This window comes from Paenibacillus sp. V4I9, from assembly GCF_030817295.1.
In the GTDB taxonomy this organism is placed as follows: Bacteria; Bacillota; Bacilli; order Paenibacillales; family NBRC-103111; genus Paenibacillus_E.
The window spans coordinates 462,841-478,974 of the sequence record NZ_JAUSZE010000001.1 but is presented as its reverse complement, the minus strand read 5'-3'; the positions used below and the strand labels follow the sequence as shown (position 1 = coordinate 478,974).

The 16,134-nt window shown below is 50.2% G+C and carries 7 protein-coding genes; all 7 read right to left on the bottom strand.

Annotated elements, in window-relative coordinates; all coding sequences use genetic code 11:
- Positions 1 to 231: 231 nt before the first annotated feature.
- Positions 232 to 2,355 (bottom strand): RICIN domain-containing protein, encoded by a 2,124-nt coding sequence (locus tag QFZ81_RS02260; protein ID WP_307449023.1) that lies wholly within the window; start codon positions 2,353 to 2,355, stop codon positions 232 to 234.
- A gap of 103 nt (positions 2,356 to 2,458) precedes the next feature.
- Positions 2,459 to 9,193, bottom strand: coding sequence for an OmpL47-type beta-barrel domain-containing protein (locus QFZ81_RS02255; RefSeq protein WP_307601299.1), 6,735 nt, complete (start codon positions 9,191 to 9,193; stop codon positions 2,459 to 2,461).
- Positions 9,194 to 9,231: 38 nt separating this feature from the next.
- Positions 9,232 to 10,671, bottom strand: coding sequence for a glycosyl hydrolase family 28 protein (locus QFZ81_RS02250; RefSeq protein WP_307449029.1), 1,440 nt, complete (start codon positions 10,669 to 10,671; stop codon positions 9,232 to 9,234).
- A gap of 122 nt (positions 10,672 to 10,793) precedes the next feature.
- Positions 10,794 to 12,368: an extracellular solute-binding protein gene (locus QFZ81_RS02245; RefSeq protein ID WP_307601297.1), complete on the bottom strand. Its 1,575-nt coding sequence runs from the start codon at positions 12,366 to 12,368 to the stop codon at positions 10,794 to 10,796.
- Positions 12,369 to 12,453: 85 nt separating this feature from the next.
- Positions 12,454 to 13,317: a carbohydrate ABC transporter permease gene (locus tag QFZ81_RS02240; protein ID WP_307449034.1), complete on the bottom strand. Its 864-nt coding sequence runs from the start codon at positions 13,315 to 13,317 to the stop codon at positions 12,454 to 12,456.
- 26 nt (positions 13,318 to 13,343) lie between these two features.
- Complete coding sequence (locus tag QFZ81_RS02235) at positions 13,344 to 14,318, bottom strand: ABC transporter permease (protein WP_307449037.1); 975 nt, start codon at positions 14,316 to 14,318, stop codon at positions 13,344 to 13,346.
- Between the two features lie 230 nt (positions 14,319 to 14,548).
- On the bottom strand, positions 14,549 to 16,126 hold the full coding sequence (locus QFZ81_RS02230) for an extracellular solute-binding protein (protein ID WP_307449040.1): 1,578 nt from the start codon (positions 16,124 to 16,126) through the stop codon (positions 14,549 to 14,551).
- Positions 16,127 to 16,134 lie beyond the last annotated feature (8 nt).

Genomic DNA, 16,134 nt, shown 5'->3' with positions numbered 1-16,134 from the left:
ATTGAAGCATCCTTCTAACGGATCATTACTTGCAAACGTTCACCTTCCGCAGCCGCCATACATGGCTCGTGAAATCTTTGCGCATATCTTTTAATCATAAACCCGTTTTCCCCTCTATCATTTGCTTATTTTATTAAATTTCGGTGTGTATTTTAGTAAAGGCTCGCAATTGAAAACCATGCAGCCCGCCCGTTGACCAGGCTGGGCTGCATGTTTCATTGCTTCGTATATTTAGCCTACAATCTGCCATTGTTGGTTCGTGCTGTTGGTGTCGCTCCATTGGCCTAGATCGGCACCGCCCGTCGTGCGGCCCATCCCGTCCAGAAATAACCCGGTTGCTCGGTTTTGGAACCGCACTTGGTTGCCGGCTATCAAGATGGACCATTGCTGGTTATTGCTGGTGCTGCTGCTCCATTGTCCGGCAGCGGAGCCGCCCGTCGTGCGGCCTAACCCGTCCAAATATAATCCGGTCGCAACATTCTTAAATCGCACATAGTTCCCGTTAGTTTCCTCAATCCACCGCTGATTTGCGCTGGTGCTGTCGCTCCATTGTCCGGCAGCGGAGCCATTGGCAGTGCGGCCCATCCCATCGATATACAAGCCGGTGGCGGCGTTTTTGAATCTGACCGAAGCAGTCCCCAAAGTTCCTCCCGTAGCTGCAGATACGGCAGAGGATTTCGATCCTCCGGCTACTTCTACCTGATAATAGTAATTCGTATCAGGGGTCAAGGTTGTATCGCGATATAATGTCGCTGCAGTAGGGGCGCTGCTAATCTTTACAAAAGTGCCATTCGGATCTGTGGATCGGTAGATGTTATACCCCAGCGCACCCGGCACGCCCGACCAGCTTAAGTAGATCGTATTCGCACCCGCCGCCGTTGCCGTCAATCCCGTTATCGAGCCTAACGTGATTTTGTTGCTCAAGCCGACCGTCTTTGCCGCATCCGGCGTATACAGCAGCATCGCAAGCGGATAATCCTTTGGCGCAACCTCCGGCATTCTTGTTTCGTAGGCATAGGCCAAGTACTTGTATTTCTCTTGGCTCATATCCACTTGTTGGATATATTTATAATAGTTATATAAAACACTGTAGAACGCATCGATTCTGCCTCTGCCATCTGCGTTGATCGTATCAAAATATTGAATCGTACTGCTTTGGTTTGCCCATGCAGGCGTCCATAAAACATTGTAACCCAGATGATACTTGAGCAGATAAGTAGTTCCTGCCAGCAGCCGGTCGTCCAGGAAGTTGAACATATTCACCGCATTGGAAGCCGCAGACATCGCTCCGCTTGCCGGGTCAACCTTCGTGCCTTGGGCATAGATGGTTTGCGCCAATGTAGACAGTCCGGCGACATCGGCGTAGGAATGCCCTACATCACGCCCCATTTCGATGGCCTGCACATGGTAATCCGCCGGAGCCAATGCCGCTCCTGTTCGCTCATTTTGCGTCATCCACCGCATCTGATGCTTAATGGAACCGTTTTTCCCTCCTTGATCCCCTGCCGAGTTCACGGTTGTTGCTTCTACAGCCTCGGCATACAGCTTCATATCATTGGTAAAGATCGCTCTTCCCATCGTTCCCATCACAGCGAACTGATGCTGATTCATAAACATGGTATGCGTATTATACGTAACCGAAACAAGATTCATCGCATTGGCAAGGTTCGCCGTATCCGTTGCCGTCCATTTCAGACTCTGCGTAGGCGTATCGGAATAGCGCAAGATTTCCGCTGCTGCCGAGAGAAAATAACTCATTGTAGCAAAACGGAAGTTCACATGGGTAACGCAATCTTGAATGGCGGAATACTTTCTGATGATATCCATGGCATTGGAACGATACGTTTCATCGCCGGTGATATACCACATGATTGCCTGCATGAATGCGGTTTCAGAATCGGTATTGGCACGTGTTCCTACATATTCGCTGGGATTACTGTAATACTTCATCGTCTCGGGGTCGGTAAACCCCCATGGCCCTTGGATGTGCCGGAATATATAACTGTTTTCATAATAGATTCTTGGTGTCTTACTGGATTGGGAGTCGGCGGCAAAGGCATTAAAAGCCGTGTTCCAAGGCTCATCCCCCGCCCTTACATGATCGCGCATGTTATCCAAATCCGCCAGATTCATCGCGATTCCGGGGTGGTGGATGGTTCCCGTTATCGTGTTCCCATTGGAATCTATGTAGGAAACATTGGCGTCCACATTGACTACCTGTGGTTTGTAAGGAGTAATCAGCGGTGAAACAGCCGCTTTCGCAGTCTCGATGCTCCCAAGCCCGATAAAGCTCATCATGACCAACGTCAAACAAAGAATACTGGATAGAACTTTCTGTAAACGCTTTCTAAACATTTAATTACCTCCGTTTTTTTGCGAATTTGGATAAATGTATCATTTCACTCCTTATATAATTAGGAGGAAGGCGCTAAGGCCTTCCTCCCGAATATAATTGTTCTTACTGGACGCTTGATTGATCATGCGGCACTGTTACCGTTGCCGTCCTGACCGTTTTGTTGCCTGCTTTATCGGTAGCTGTGTACGTGATAGTGTAGATGCTTCCTTTTTCCGCACGAACACTGAATGAAGTGGCGGCTGTGCCGAAATGGGCCTGAATGTCGCCGCCTCTGCCGCTATCCGGCAGATTGCTGGTAATGGAGGTCAACACCACCGATTCGATCCCTGAACCGTCGTCGCTCGGAAGCAGAGTGGCATGGATCGGCACCATCATATGATTCGGCGGCCAAATCGACGTCTTGTCAAGCTGGACGGATAATACAGGGGCTATCTTATCCACTTTGAACTCAATCGTTTTGAGTTGTTCCACGTTGCCGGCTTCATCCTTGCTGCGGAAACCAACTTTATAAGTCCCATCGCCAAAGGCGGGAACGGATCCGTTGTAAACCGTCCAGTCACCGTCATTGATCTGGTACTCCGTTGTCACCGCTCCTCCATACACACTGGCGTACACCGACAGACTTACGGTTACGTCCGTCGTGTACCAGCTGTTCTTACCGTTGGGCTGGGCAGGGCTTACTGTTGCTGTGGTGACAGGAGCGGTCTTCCAAATGTTGCTTACAACGGCGCTGGTTACATTCGATACGTTGCCTACGGCATCCGTTCCTCTTGCATATACGGTATCATTGTCCTGGACAACAACAGGACCCGTATAAACGTTCCAAATGCCGCTATCGCCCGTTTTGTACTCCTTCACCGTTGCATCTTCCGGATAGGTAATCGTTACGGTAACACCTTGATTGGTCGGATCTGTGGTATCCACTGCCAAGGTCGCTTCAGCCGGTGCTATACGGTCGATGTTGACAACCGCATATTGGGTAACGTTAGAGACATTGCCGGCGGCATCTTTCCCTCTTGCAAAAACCGTACTGTTGTCGGTGATTACCACTGGAGCGCCGTAAGCGGTCCAAACGCCGGTCTCACCTACCTTGAACTCCTTCACTGCAGCATCGGCCGGATAGCTGATTGTTACAATAACATCCTGATTAGTCGGCTCCGTAATGTCGGCAGACAAAACGGCGTCTGCAGGCGGCAGCCTGTCGATATTGCTGACGGTATAGTGGGTCACATTTGAACCATTCCCCACAAAGTCCTTGCTCTGAGCATAGACAGTAACATTGTCGGTTACGGTGACAGGTGAAGCGTACGCTGTCCATGTGCCGCTAACCCCGATTTTGTACTCCTTGACCACTGCGTTGCCCGGATAGCTGATCGTCAAGGTAACATTGCCGTTGGTCGGGTTTGTAACGTCCGCGGTGAAGACGGCATCCGAAGGTGCGGTCTTGTAAATGTTGCTGACCGTGTAGCTTGACACGTCCGAGATGTTGCCTGCGGCATCCGCACTTCTTGCGTACACCGTTGTATTTTCGGAAACTGTTACAGGAGCCGTGTACGCTGTCCATACGCCGTTATCGCCCATTTTGTACTCCATCACCGCCGCGTCAAGCGGATAGTAGATGGTCACATGAACATCCTGGTTGGTCGGCACGGTAATATCTGCATACAAGCCGGCCACAACAGGCGGAGTAGTATCAGCGGTGCTTACAGTGACCGTGTGCTGCTGCTCCACATTGCCTGCCCAGTCTACACTCCAATAGACCAACGTATGCGTTCCCTCAGCGGTTAATGTTACCGTTTTACCGGTTTGCTGCGTGCCGCCGTCAAGGATGTAATAAGTTGCCGCAACACCTGAGCTGTTATCTACGGCATTGAGGTTTACCGTATTACCAGTGATGACCGAACCCTGGGGCACATCATCCGTTGTTGCCGGAGGCGTCACGTCCGCCGGTTTCACTGCACCATGGAATCTCACTTCATTCATACTTCCAAACCAAGCGTTTGGATTGACAATTTTGATGTAACGGTACGGTACTTTACTGCTGACCGCAAGGGTTTGCCAATTCGGTGTAGATACCGCCGCTTTGGTGAGTGTCGTCCAGGTTGAATTATCGTTGGAGCCTTGGATCACTGCACCATTGATTCTTGTATAATATTGATCTTGTCTTGCGAGCAGCTCTACACTCGTTAGCGTAGCTTGATTGCCGGCCTTAAAGTCGAAGATGATGTAGCTTCCGTTACCGGAGTTGTTGCTTCCAATACGGAAATCCGAACCCGTGCTTGCATTGCTGTCGAACAAAGCATTCACCTGCTGCAGGGTTGTTGCTGCCGATCTTCCTGAAGTGGAATCAATTAAATTCGCGATACTGGTGACATTTTTAATCACATCCGACTCATCAACAAGGTAAAGAGAAGTGTTGTCTGTTGTTTGAGTAGCCGGATACCCTGCCGTTCCGTCTTGTTTATTGTAATTAATGGTGAATATCACCGGCCCTGAAGCCACGCCTTGATTCAAGGTGGCCGTAGCTGTCCAGTTGATATTGTCAGTGGAAGATACGGCTGCCTCTTGGCCTTGAATCGCGACTTTTACGTCTTTAATGGGCTCTTTGGCTACAATCGCCAGTTTTACTGTGTTGCCGGGCACGATCCTGTTCACGATGCTTTGAGCTGAACTGATCGAAGCCGATTGGATTCTGAGCAGAGATTCAACTTTACCATGGAATCTCACCTCGGCCATATTGCCAAACCACGCATTGCCATTATAAATACGGATATACCGATAAGGGACATTACCGTTGACCGACATGGTCTGCCAATTCGGTGTAGATACCGCCGCAGCAGTGAGAGTCGTCCAGGTCGTATTATCGTTGGAGCCCTGAACCACTGTTCCGCTTATTCGAGCGACTTGATCTTGTCTGGCAAGCAGTTCTACATTCGAAAGGGTAACTTGATTGCCTTCCTTAAAGTCAAAGGTAATATAGCTTCCGTTACCGGAGTTGTTACTTCCAATACGGAAGTCGGAAGCTGTGTTTGCATTGCTGTCAAACAAAGCATTCACCTGCTGCAGGGTCGTTGCTGCCGATCTTCCCGAAGTAGAATCAATTAAATTCGCGATACTCGTCACATTTTTAATGAGATCCGACTCGTCTACAAGGAACAGAGTGGAGTTATCTGTAGTAGAGTGAATCGGGAATCCGACTGCTCCATCCTGCTGGTTGTAAGTAATGGCGAAATTTACTGGGCCTGTTGCAGCGCCTTGATTCAAGGTCGCTTCTGCGGTCCAGTTGATATTGTCCGTCGAAGTAACCGTCGCAGCCAGGCCTTGAATCGCGACCTTAACGTTATTGATCTCTTCCTTGGATGTGAAGGTCAATTTGGCCGTGTTACCCGGAACAATCCTGCCTTTGACGCTCTGAGCCGAACTGATCGAAGACGACGCGATCTTGCTCAGGGACTTCACAACGCCATGGAATCTTACCTCCGCCATATTCCCGAACCAGGCGTTCCCATTGATGATTCGGATATACCGGTAAGGCTGATTGTCGTTAACAGGTAAAATTTGCCAATCCTTCGTGGACACAGCACCCGAAGAGATGGTTTTCCAGGTTGTATTGTCATTGGAGCCTTGAATGACCGCGCCATTGATTCGGGTATAGTATCCGTCCTGCCTTGCCAGCAGCTCCACATACTTCAATTGGGCATAGCTGCCTTGCCCGAAGTCGAATTGGACCCACGAATCGGCTCCGTTGCCGTTCAGGCGGTAATCGGTCGATGATGCAGGATTGTTATCGAACAAAACGTTCGCCGTTGCAATAGCGTCTGCCGGCGATCTGCCGTTGGAATCGGTAACCGCAGCGATGGACGTCACATTTGGGATGACATCCGATTCATCCACCAGAATCAAGCGAGACCCGTCGGTTACGAACATCGTTTCCGGGGCATCGGTCCCTTCCGCCGTCTGATAATGAAGCTTGAATGTCACATTCCCCGGCGACGTCCCCTGCTGCATGACCGCTTCGGCCGTCCAGTTCAGGCCATCCTCCGAATGAACGGTCGCGGGTACACCCTGAATCGTAACCTTCACGTTCTGAATGGCTTCCGTCGATTGGAAGGACAATTTCGCTGTGTCTCCCATGACGATCCGCCCTCCGATGACCTGATCCGAACCGATGGAGACCGATGCGATCTTGTTGATGACCTCGTGACGCTTCCCGAAGATATGGAACTCGGACAATTCAATGAAGGGAGCGTCGTACGGTTTTTGAATCATTTCGATCTTCAGAAAACGGAATGGCTCATTCTGGAGCTCTGGCGACACCGCCAACATATTCATGGCTGTCGAAACGGGGGTCACTCCCGGCGTCAACCGGGTCCAGTTTTCTTTGTCGTTGGATCCGTATATGGTAATGCCGCCGCCGCGTTCAGGAAATCCTCCTCGTGCCTGAATCCCGAACGCACTGGCCGAAACCCGAAAATTGGGCCCCATGTCCATATCAACGTCCCTACCGGACGAGCTCGGGTCATTATCCATGTAAGTTCCCGTATTGAAGCCCCCAGACAAGAACATCCCCTGATAATTGATGCTGCCGTCGCCCAGCAACGGCGTGGTTAACTGAAGTCCTTGCACGACGCCATGCAGAACCGCCAGCTTCTGATAGAATTCGGCGTCCGTTGCAGTATTCATAACGCTCATGATTTCGTTGTATGCTTGTTTATACGTATCGAGCGTGGCCCAGATATAATCCTTATTGGCGTCATAAGACGCAATGACGGCACCTACCGCCGACTGCCGATCATTGGCGACGGTCACCGTGACATCCCTTGTGGATACCGTTATGCCGTCGGAAGCTTCCACGCTGAAGGCATACGTTCCGGCTTGCGCCGGTTTCCAGGAAAATGTGCCGGTGCTTGTATCGAACACGGCGCCTTCGGGCGCACCCGCGATCCGATAGGTCACAACATCGGACGTGCCTGCGTCCGTTGCCGAGAAATCTAAATGGAGCGCCGCCTCGGACCCAACATAGGTAAACAGGTTCAAAGGGGTATTTCCTTCATTAAACACCGGCGGCGTCAGTTCATTGGCCGCGTTGACATTGATATGGTCGATATCGACCGTCGTTCCGTTGCCTATAACCGTGAAATAACTCAGGGTCCAGAGCCCACCGCCTTCAGAATATACATATCTCCATTGCCCCTGGGTATCCGGCAACGTGATCGTTTGGCCCGAGGCTGCCAGCTTCGCCGCACCGTTGGTCCGAATCTTGTATCCGAGCACGCTCGAACCGCTGCCGGATTCAACCAAAGCGATTTTGCTGCCGGATTCCGTGGCCTGGATGCGGACGAAGGAAACATCGCCCTCTTGCATGGCGGTCGAGTTGCCGTCCAAGTTGGTGAACCGATCCTCGACCTCCTTCCAATTCGGATTCGGGTTCACCTTCGGGAGATGGGCCGTTCCTTCGGCCTCGGCAGCCCTGGGGATGTACAGCCAATATTCCCCTCCGGAATCCCGTGATGCCCAACTGTAATCCGTCCTCTTGTTGAACATCTCCGTGTAGTAGGGAGCAACTTGCTCCATGTCCAAGCCTTGCTCATATTTATAGTAATAGTACAGATCGTAGGCATTGCCGCCGATTCTTCCCCGATATCCGGTATTCAATACCTGGTAAATGACCGGGCTGCCATCCTCGCGCATACGCGCCTCTGTCGGGATCCAAGGCGTATCATAGCCGTTCATATACCGGGCAAAGTAGTCGGTACCCGCCAGAATACGTTTGCCGAGAAAATCGTACGTAGTAACCGCATTCGCTGCAGTGGAAACCGTACCGTCAACCGGATCCACCTTGGTTCCCTGGGCCTGCAACAGACGCGATATAATGGAGACATTGATGACGTCGCCGGTGCTGTGAGCCTGGTCCCTGCCCATCTCCGTTATCTGCACCTGCGGGTTATCTACCTTCTCGCCTGTCGCCGCATTCGTATCGACCAACCGGAACAATCTCAGGATGGAACCGTTTATGTGCTGGTCTAGAGCCGTCTTATTCACTGTGAACCACTCTACGGCCTCGCGATAGCGCTCCACATTGCCGGTGAAGATATATCCGGAGATGGATCCGACGAGCGGATACAGATGCTGGTTCATGAAGCGGCCATTCGTATGATTGAAGGTATCGGTGACCGGAACGATCACATTATTCGTGAGCTTGGCCGTATCCTGGTCTGTCCATGCCAGTTCCGGCGTCTGCGTGCTGGTATACCTCATGATCTCCGCGGCGGTAACCATCCGGTAGAGCGGGATACCCGTATGGATGTGCGCATCGGTAAAATACGCGTAATCCGCAGGGTTCTTCTGCTCCCATTTCCGGATAATATACATCGCATTGGCCCGATAAACCTCATCGCCCGTAATCACATACATAAGAGCCTGCGTATACGCTGTTAAGCCATCCCATATAAATTTTTCGTTATAGCCCTGGCTGCACCAACAGCCTTCGGAAAATTTGGACGAGACCGTCTTGGTTGCAAGCGGGACTCCCCACGGGTCAGTCGACGTGGCCATCTGGTTGAAATAGGTTTTCCAAGGCTCCTTATTCGCCCGTATTTGAGTTTGCAAATTCTCGAGTGTTTCCTTGGTCAGCCCGATACCCGGATGTTTGAATCCGCTTTCATCCATGGTTTCATAAATCGTTGGCACATAATCCGTCATGAGCGATGGTGAGGCCGTTTCCGCCGCCGCAGTTCCTGCCGTCAGAGGCAGGAACATGACGGTCATGCTCGCGATAACGAGGATGGATAGGTATTGTTTCAATTTTAGACGAAAACTAGTATGATGCACCTTCATCTGAACTCCCCCATTCCAATGATTTTATTCGACTTGCATTAGGTGAATTCAACGTCATATGCATGTTCTCCTACCCGAATATTTCCAGACTCCGGATGGAGAAGGTGCCGACCGTTGATTCGAACATTCCGGAACATCACCCCCTTGACGATTCTGGACTCATCGAATCCGGCAATAACCGACGGATTATCGCAGGCTCCGTTGTAAACGATATTGTCGAACAAAATATTTTCCACCCGGTAACCGGGACATGGATTATATTTGGGATTGAAAAGCACGCGAATATCGAACAATTGTCCGAGCTCGAATGGTTCGACCCGGATATTTCGATAAGTGACATTCCGGACCGTATTGTTGTCGCCGCAATTAATGGACATACACCCCCAATAATAGGGCTGCGGCTCATGATGCTCGAGCACATCAATATTTTCGAAAAGGATGTTCTCGACGATGTCCCCTTTCTCATGATTGCCGTGCCCGCCGACATTCATCGGATGAGCCACGTCCGCCCATAAAACGGAATTGCGGACTCTGACATCCCGTGTGTCCCCCTGATAATCCCAGCGGCTGCCATAGATCGCGATGCAATCGTCGGATGTTCGCAAGAACACATCGTCAACGTCCACATGGCTGCTTGCCATCATATCAATGCCGTCCGACCACCCTCGGGTGCTGAATGATTTGATGTTTCGGATCGTAATATGCTCGGATTTCCCGATGAATACGGTATAGTGAGGAGGATCGACAGCAATGATACCTTCAATCGCAACGTTTCTGGAGAACAGGATTTCAACGGTGCGGTAATACGTCGTCTTCTCGAAGTCGGTCATATAGACGATTCCGCGCCCCCGGATGGTTACATCCTGTACACGATCGCACACGAATGCCCCAGCAATCACCGCACCGCCAGCGACATAGACCGTCTTGCCGGAAGGAATGCGGAGCTGCGGCTGTTCCAGAACATGCATACCGGATTCAAAATAGAGGACCGATATATCTGGCGTAATAAGACTCTGAAGTTCTTCCGTCCGATGAGTGCCCGGCCGAACGACGATTACGCCCGGATCACCAGGGTTCGGTGCGTCTTCCTCGATCGGATTGGCAAATATGTGCAAATTATGGAACCGCTCTCCGTCCACTTCGAGCGATAGTTTGCGTGGTCCATCGATTGTGAACGTCACCCGGTTTTCGTTCACGACACCGTCAATCCCCACGGATGCAGGACGAATCTCCACGCTCCGAACCTCTCCGTTATTCTTGGTCACTTCGATTTCAACCGCACCGGTGCAATCGAAATAAACCATAGAGGCGTTCCGCACATCGTGCATGTCAACCTTCACGTTGTAACAGAACAACGGCCGCCATTCTCCCTGATCTTGTCGAACGCGCACCGTATAATCGGAATTTCCAACCGCCCCCTCGGGAGCAGGGTAGACGATCAATCGATTCGATGCCGAAGTGTTTGAAATCGTCTTCATACCGGTCTCTCCGTATATTCCAGAACAATCATGTTGATCCCGTCCTTCGTCAGTTAAAATACGGTCGACCGGAACATAGAAGCATATTCCAGCCAACCGGCTTCATAGATAGTTAAATTACATTACTTTTTATTTCGCTCTGCGTATACCTTATTAACTTCGTCCGTCATTTCTTGACCGCCGGATTTCAGCCATTGCGCCTTGAAATCGTCGAACGCCTTATCTGTATCCGCTTGGCCAGTGACGGCTTTAATCACATATGCGTCTAAAAGTGTCTGTAGATTCGCCCCATATTTCGCCTTGGTGGTCAAAACAGCAGGTCCCAAAATGTCTCTGAGCGGCTCATAACCGGTATCCACCTTCGCCTTCAAGTCCAGCAATTCCTTGCTCGTGTTATATTTCGCCATGGAACTATCTACGGCGTTGAGTGGATTGTAGAAGTTGCCGGCGCCGGCTTTGTTAACAGCGGCCTCAGGTGTCGTCTTCGGAACAACCAAGTCGCCGTTCATATCGTAGTTGATGTCCTTCTGACCGTAAACCGTCAGCAACCACAAATCCGGATTTGTTGCAACGGCATCGAGAATTTGCTCAATCTTGGTCCGTTTCGCTTCATCCTTCTCAAGCTGTACGCCCAACAGAACAGGAGCTTGACGCGCGCCGCCCGAGAAAGCGTACGCTTTGCCAGCCGGACCGATAACCGGCTTTCCGGCGATAACGTTCTGACCCTTCTCCAATCCGGGCTTCGCAATAAATCCGGAGGTCTTAGCGAAGCTACCCCACCCCATGTTGTCGACCATACCGATCTTTTGGTTGGCGAATTTCTCGTTGAGTTGATTGTTGTCGGTCGTCAGAAACTCCGGATCGATCAGTCCGCCCTTATACCACTTGTTCAGAAGCTTAAGTGCGGAGCGGGTTTCTTCCGTGATTCCGCCGTACACGATTTTGCCGTCGGTGCCTAACTTAAACAGATACGGCGATACGCCGTAAGCCGAGAATACGGAGGTGAACATTTGGATCGGGATCTTGCCGCGGCCCGACATGCCGTACGTATCCTTCTTGCCGTTGCCGTCCGGATCGTTATTGGCGAATTTCGTGAGCACATCCTCCAGCTCCGCGAGCGTCTTCGGAGGCTCGTTGTAACCGATCTTCTTCAGCCAAGCCTCGTTGTAACCGGGAATGAGGCCTGAATTGCCGCCCGGCCATACTTTCGGAATCCCCCAGTTCTTCCCTTTGTAATTGCCAACACCCCAGCTGCCTGCGTCGACCGATTCCATCGCTTTTATATAACCCGGCATATTCTTTTTGATTTCATCCGGGGAAACGCTGGCGATGACGCCTTGATCCGCCCACGTGGCCATATCGATTTCGTTTGCATCGATCGGGAAAATGTCAGGAACTTGTCCCGAAGCAAGCAGCACTCCGAATTTATCCTTCCATGTCGTACGTTCAAATTTGACATTCTTGATTTTGACGTTGAATTTTTGCTCCAACTGCTTCTGCACATAGTTGTCGTCAGCTTCAGGCGCATTGAAGTTGTTCGCCCAAGTAATTTCAATCGGCTTTACTGCTTCCCCCGGTTTATTGGAAACTGCCGGCGTTTGTTCGGCCGTTTTCCCTCCACCGCATCCTGCCGCCAAAAGCGACATCGATAAGACGATAGAAGTCATACCCAACATTTTCTTGTTAATTTGTTTCATTCTTTTTTTCCTCCCTTTTTTATCATACAAGTTATATTTAGACGGAACACTACAAGAGCAATCCGTTTAAATCAGGTGATATATGCTAACCCTTTAGCGAGCCAACCAAGACGCCTTGGACAAAATATTTCTGAAGAAACGGATAGACGACGAGGATCGGCAACGCAGTAAACATGATGATTGCGGCCTTGAGGGTTTCCGGCTCCTGTTCCTCGATAGGCCCGTTCATCAAGTTATTTCCCTCCGGGATAATCACGATTCTTCTTAGCAATATCTGAAGCACAGTCTTCGATTGATCCTGAATGTACAGCATCGCATCGAACCAGGCGTTCCAATGCCCGACGGCAGACCAAAGCGCAAGAGTGGCCAATATAGGCTTGGACAACGGTATCACGATGGTGAACAAAATACGCAGGTCGCTTGCCCCGTCGATTTTGGCGGAATCCTCCAACTCCTCCGGAAGGCTCATGAAGAAGTTGCGAAGAATCAGCATCGAATACGTGCTGATCAAGCCAGGGATAATCAAGGACCAACGCGAATCGATGAACCCTAGCGATTTGATCAGGAGGTAGGTGGGAATAAGCCCGCCGCCAAAAAACATCGTTACAACAATAAACATGGTGTAAAAATTGCGATGCGGAAGATACTTCTTCGAGAGCGGGTAGGCCCCCATCGCCATGAATAGCAGTGTAAGAAACGTCCCCACTACAGAGCGAAACACCGTGTTCCCGAAAGCGATCCAAACCGAATCGGTCGTAAGCACTCTCTTCCAAGCACCGAGCGATATCTCATGTGGATACCAGTGCAATCCCGGCCTTAACGCCTCGGCACCGGTACTGAGGGAGATGGAAAGAACGTGAAGAAACGGGTAGATCATACATATACAAACACTAGCAAGAAATGCGATTACGAAAATTTGAAATACCTTTTCACCTGAGCTTAGTCTCACGGCCGTTCACACCTTTCTGAACCTTGTTACGTAATTCCTTCTTGCCCCATTTTTTTCACGATATAGTTGGTCATTAACACCAGAACTACCGCTATGACATTTTTGAAAAGACCGACTGCTGCCGTCAAACTGAACTGGAAGTTTTGCAGGCCTACGCGGTACACATACGTATCCAATACATCAGCTTTGTCATATACAGCTGGAGAATATAAGGTCAGGATCTGGTCGAACCCCGCATCCAAAACCCCGCCAACCCGCAAGATCAATAGAATGGTAATAACAGGAAGAATGGAAGGAATCGTAATATGCACGGTTTGCTTCCAGCGGTTTGCTCCGTCAAGTACGGCTGCTTCGTACAGCTGCAGATCCACTCCAGCCAAAGCCGCCAAATAGATGATGGTCCCCCAGCCAATTTCTTTCCAGATGCCGGAAGCGACAAGGGTGAACCGGAAATACGATTCGTTGCCCAAAAAATAGATCGGTTTAAATCCAAGCTGTTCGATGATATAATTGACGACCCCCGTGCTCGGAGACAGCAGCGTAATCATAATCCCGCCTATGACGACCCAGGATAAAAAGTGGGGCAAATACGAGATCGTTTGGGCAATCTTCTTGAATACCGAAATCCGCACTTCGTTTAATAGCAATGCCAAAATGATCGGGGCCGGAAAACCGAATGCGATGTGATAAAAGCTGATCACAACCGTATTTCGCATGATTTTCCAAAAGTCAGGTGACATCGCAAATAAATAATGAAAGTGCTTAAACCCAACCCAAGGGCTTCCCCAAATCCCTTTCATCATGTAAAAATCTTTAAAAGCCAGTTGAATTCCGTACATCGGGCCGTAGTGAAATATGGCATACCAGATTAACACAGGAGCTAATAATAGAAACAAATACTTGTTCTTTTTATATAGTCTCCAGTTGTAGGCCACCCTGGATTCCGTTTTTTTGCCGGCTTCTTTGACAGCGCTTACTGCAGAGGCGTTTGCCGGATTCATATGTTTTGCACATCCTTTCGAAATTTGGGTTGTTGTGTTCTTGGCGCTATGACCAAAATGTAAACGATTGAAAGCGCTTTTTCCATGTCAATTTCATTCGAATTTTTTTGAATTCTTTCAAAATCGGATGTTAATTTCTTTCGAAATGAAAAAAAACAGCCTGAAATCGGCTGTTTGGGAAATATTGGGGCAAAAATGCGCTATTTTGCCCCGCTGAACATCCTATTCGATTACTTCTTTTGCCGCTGTGCATATACCTTGTTGGCTTCGTCCGTCAATTCTTGGCCTCCGGATTTCAGCCAATTCACTTTAAAATCGTCGAACCCTTTATCCGTATCCGCTTTGCCGATGACGGCTTTAATCAAATAATTATCCACCAGCGTCTGCAGACTCGCCCAATATTTCGCCTTGGCGGTCAATACGGCCGGGCCAATAACGTCTCTGAGCGGCTCATAACCGCTGTCCAGCTTCGCCTTCAGATCCAGCAATTCCTTGGTCATGTTATATTTCGCCATGCTTATATCTACGTTGGCGAGCGGATTGTAGAAGCTGCCGGCGCCGGCTTTTGAGGCCTCCGGTATTGTCCTTGCAACGACAGAGTCGCCGTTCATGTCGTAGTTGGCGCCCTTCTCACCGTAAACCGTAAGCAGCCAGCCTTCCGTATTTGTTGCAACGTATTCGAGAATTTGCTCAATCCTGGCCCGTTTCGCCGCATCCTTCTCAAGCTGCACGCCTAACAATACAGGGGCTTGACGCGCGCCGGCGGAGAAGGCATACGCTTTGCCGGCCGGCCCGATAACCGGCTTTCCTGCAATGACGTGTAGGCCCTTTTCCAATGCGGATTTCGTAATATATGCGGATTCAGCGTCAAAGCTGCGCCAACCCATGTTATCGATCATGCCGATCTTTTGGTTGGCGAATTTATCATTAAGCTGACCGTTATCCGCCGTAATGAACTCCGGATCGATAAGTCCGGCCTCGAACCACTTGTTCAGGAGCTTGAGCGCCAAGCGGGTTTCTTCCGTGATGCCGCCATATACGACTTTGCCGTCGGCACCTATCTTGAACTGATACGGCGATACGCCGTAAGCCGAGAATACGGAAGTGAACATTTGGATCGGGAGCTTGCCTCGGCCCGACATGCCGTACGTATCCTTCTTGCCGTTTCCGTCCGGATCGTTGTTGACGAATTTGGTGAGCACATCCTCCAGCTCCGCGAGCGTCTTCGGAGGCTCATTGTAGCCGATCTTCTTCAGCCATGCTTCATTGTAACCTGGGATCATGCCTGAATTGCCGATAGGCCATACTTTCGGAATTCCCCAGTTCTTTCCATTATAGTAACCGACATTCCATGCGCCGGCGTCAATCGATTCCAGCGCTTTCGTATACTTCGGCATATTGTTTCGGATTTCATCCGGGGAAATGCTGGCAATGATGCCCTGGTCCGCCCATGCGGCCATATCGGTTTCGTCTGCATCGATCGGGAAAATGTCGGGAATTTGTCCGGAAGCAAGCAGCACGTTAAATTTATCCTTCCATCCCTGGCGGTCGAGTTTGACGTTTTTGATTTTGACCTTGAATTTTTGCTCCAGCTGCTTCTGCACATAATTGCCTTCAGCTTCAGGAGGACTGAAGTTGTTCGCCCACGTAATCTCGATCGGATTGTCGCCGGCCTCGGGCTTCGCCGTTTCTACGGATGCCTTCGGTGTAGTCCCGCTATCGCTTTCTTTGCCGCAACCGACCGCGACGAGAGACATCGACAAGACGATGCTCATCAGACCAAGCAAAGTCTGTTTTCTTTGGTTCATTGTTTTGT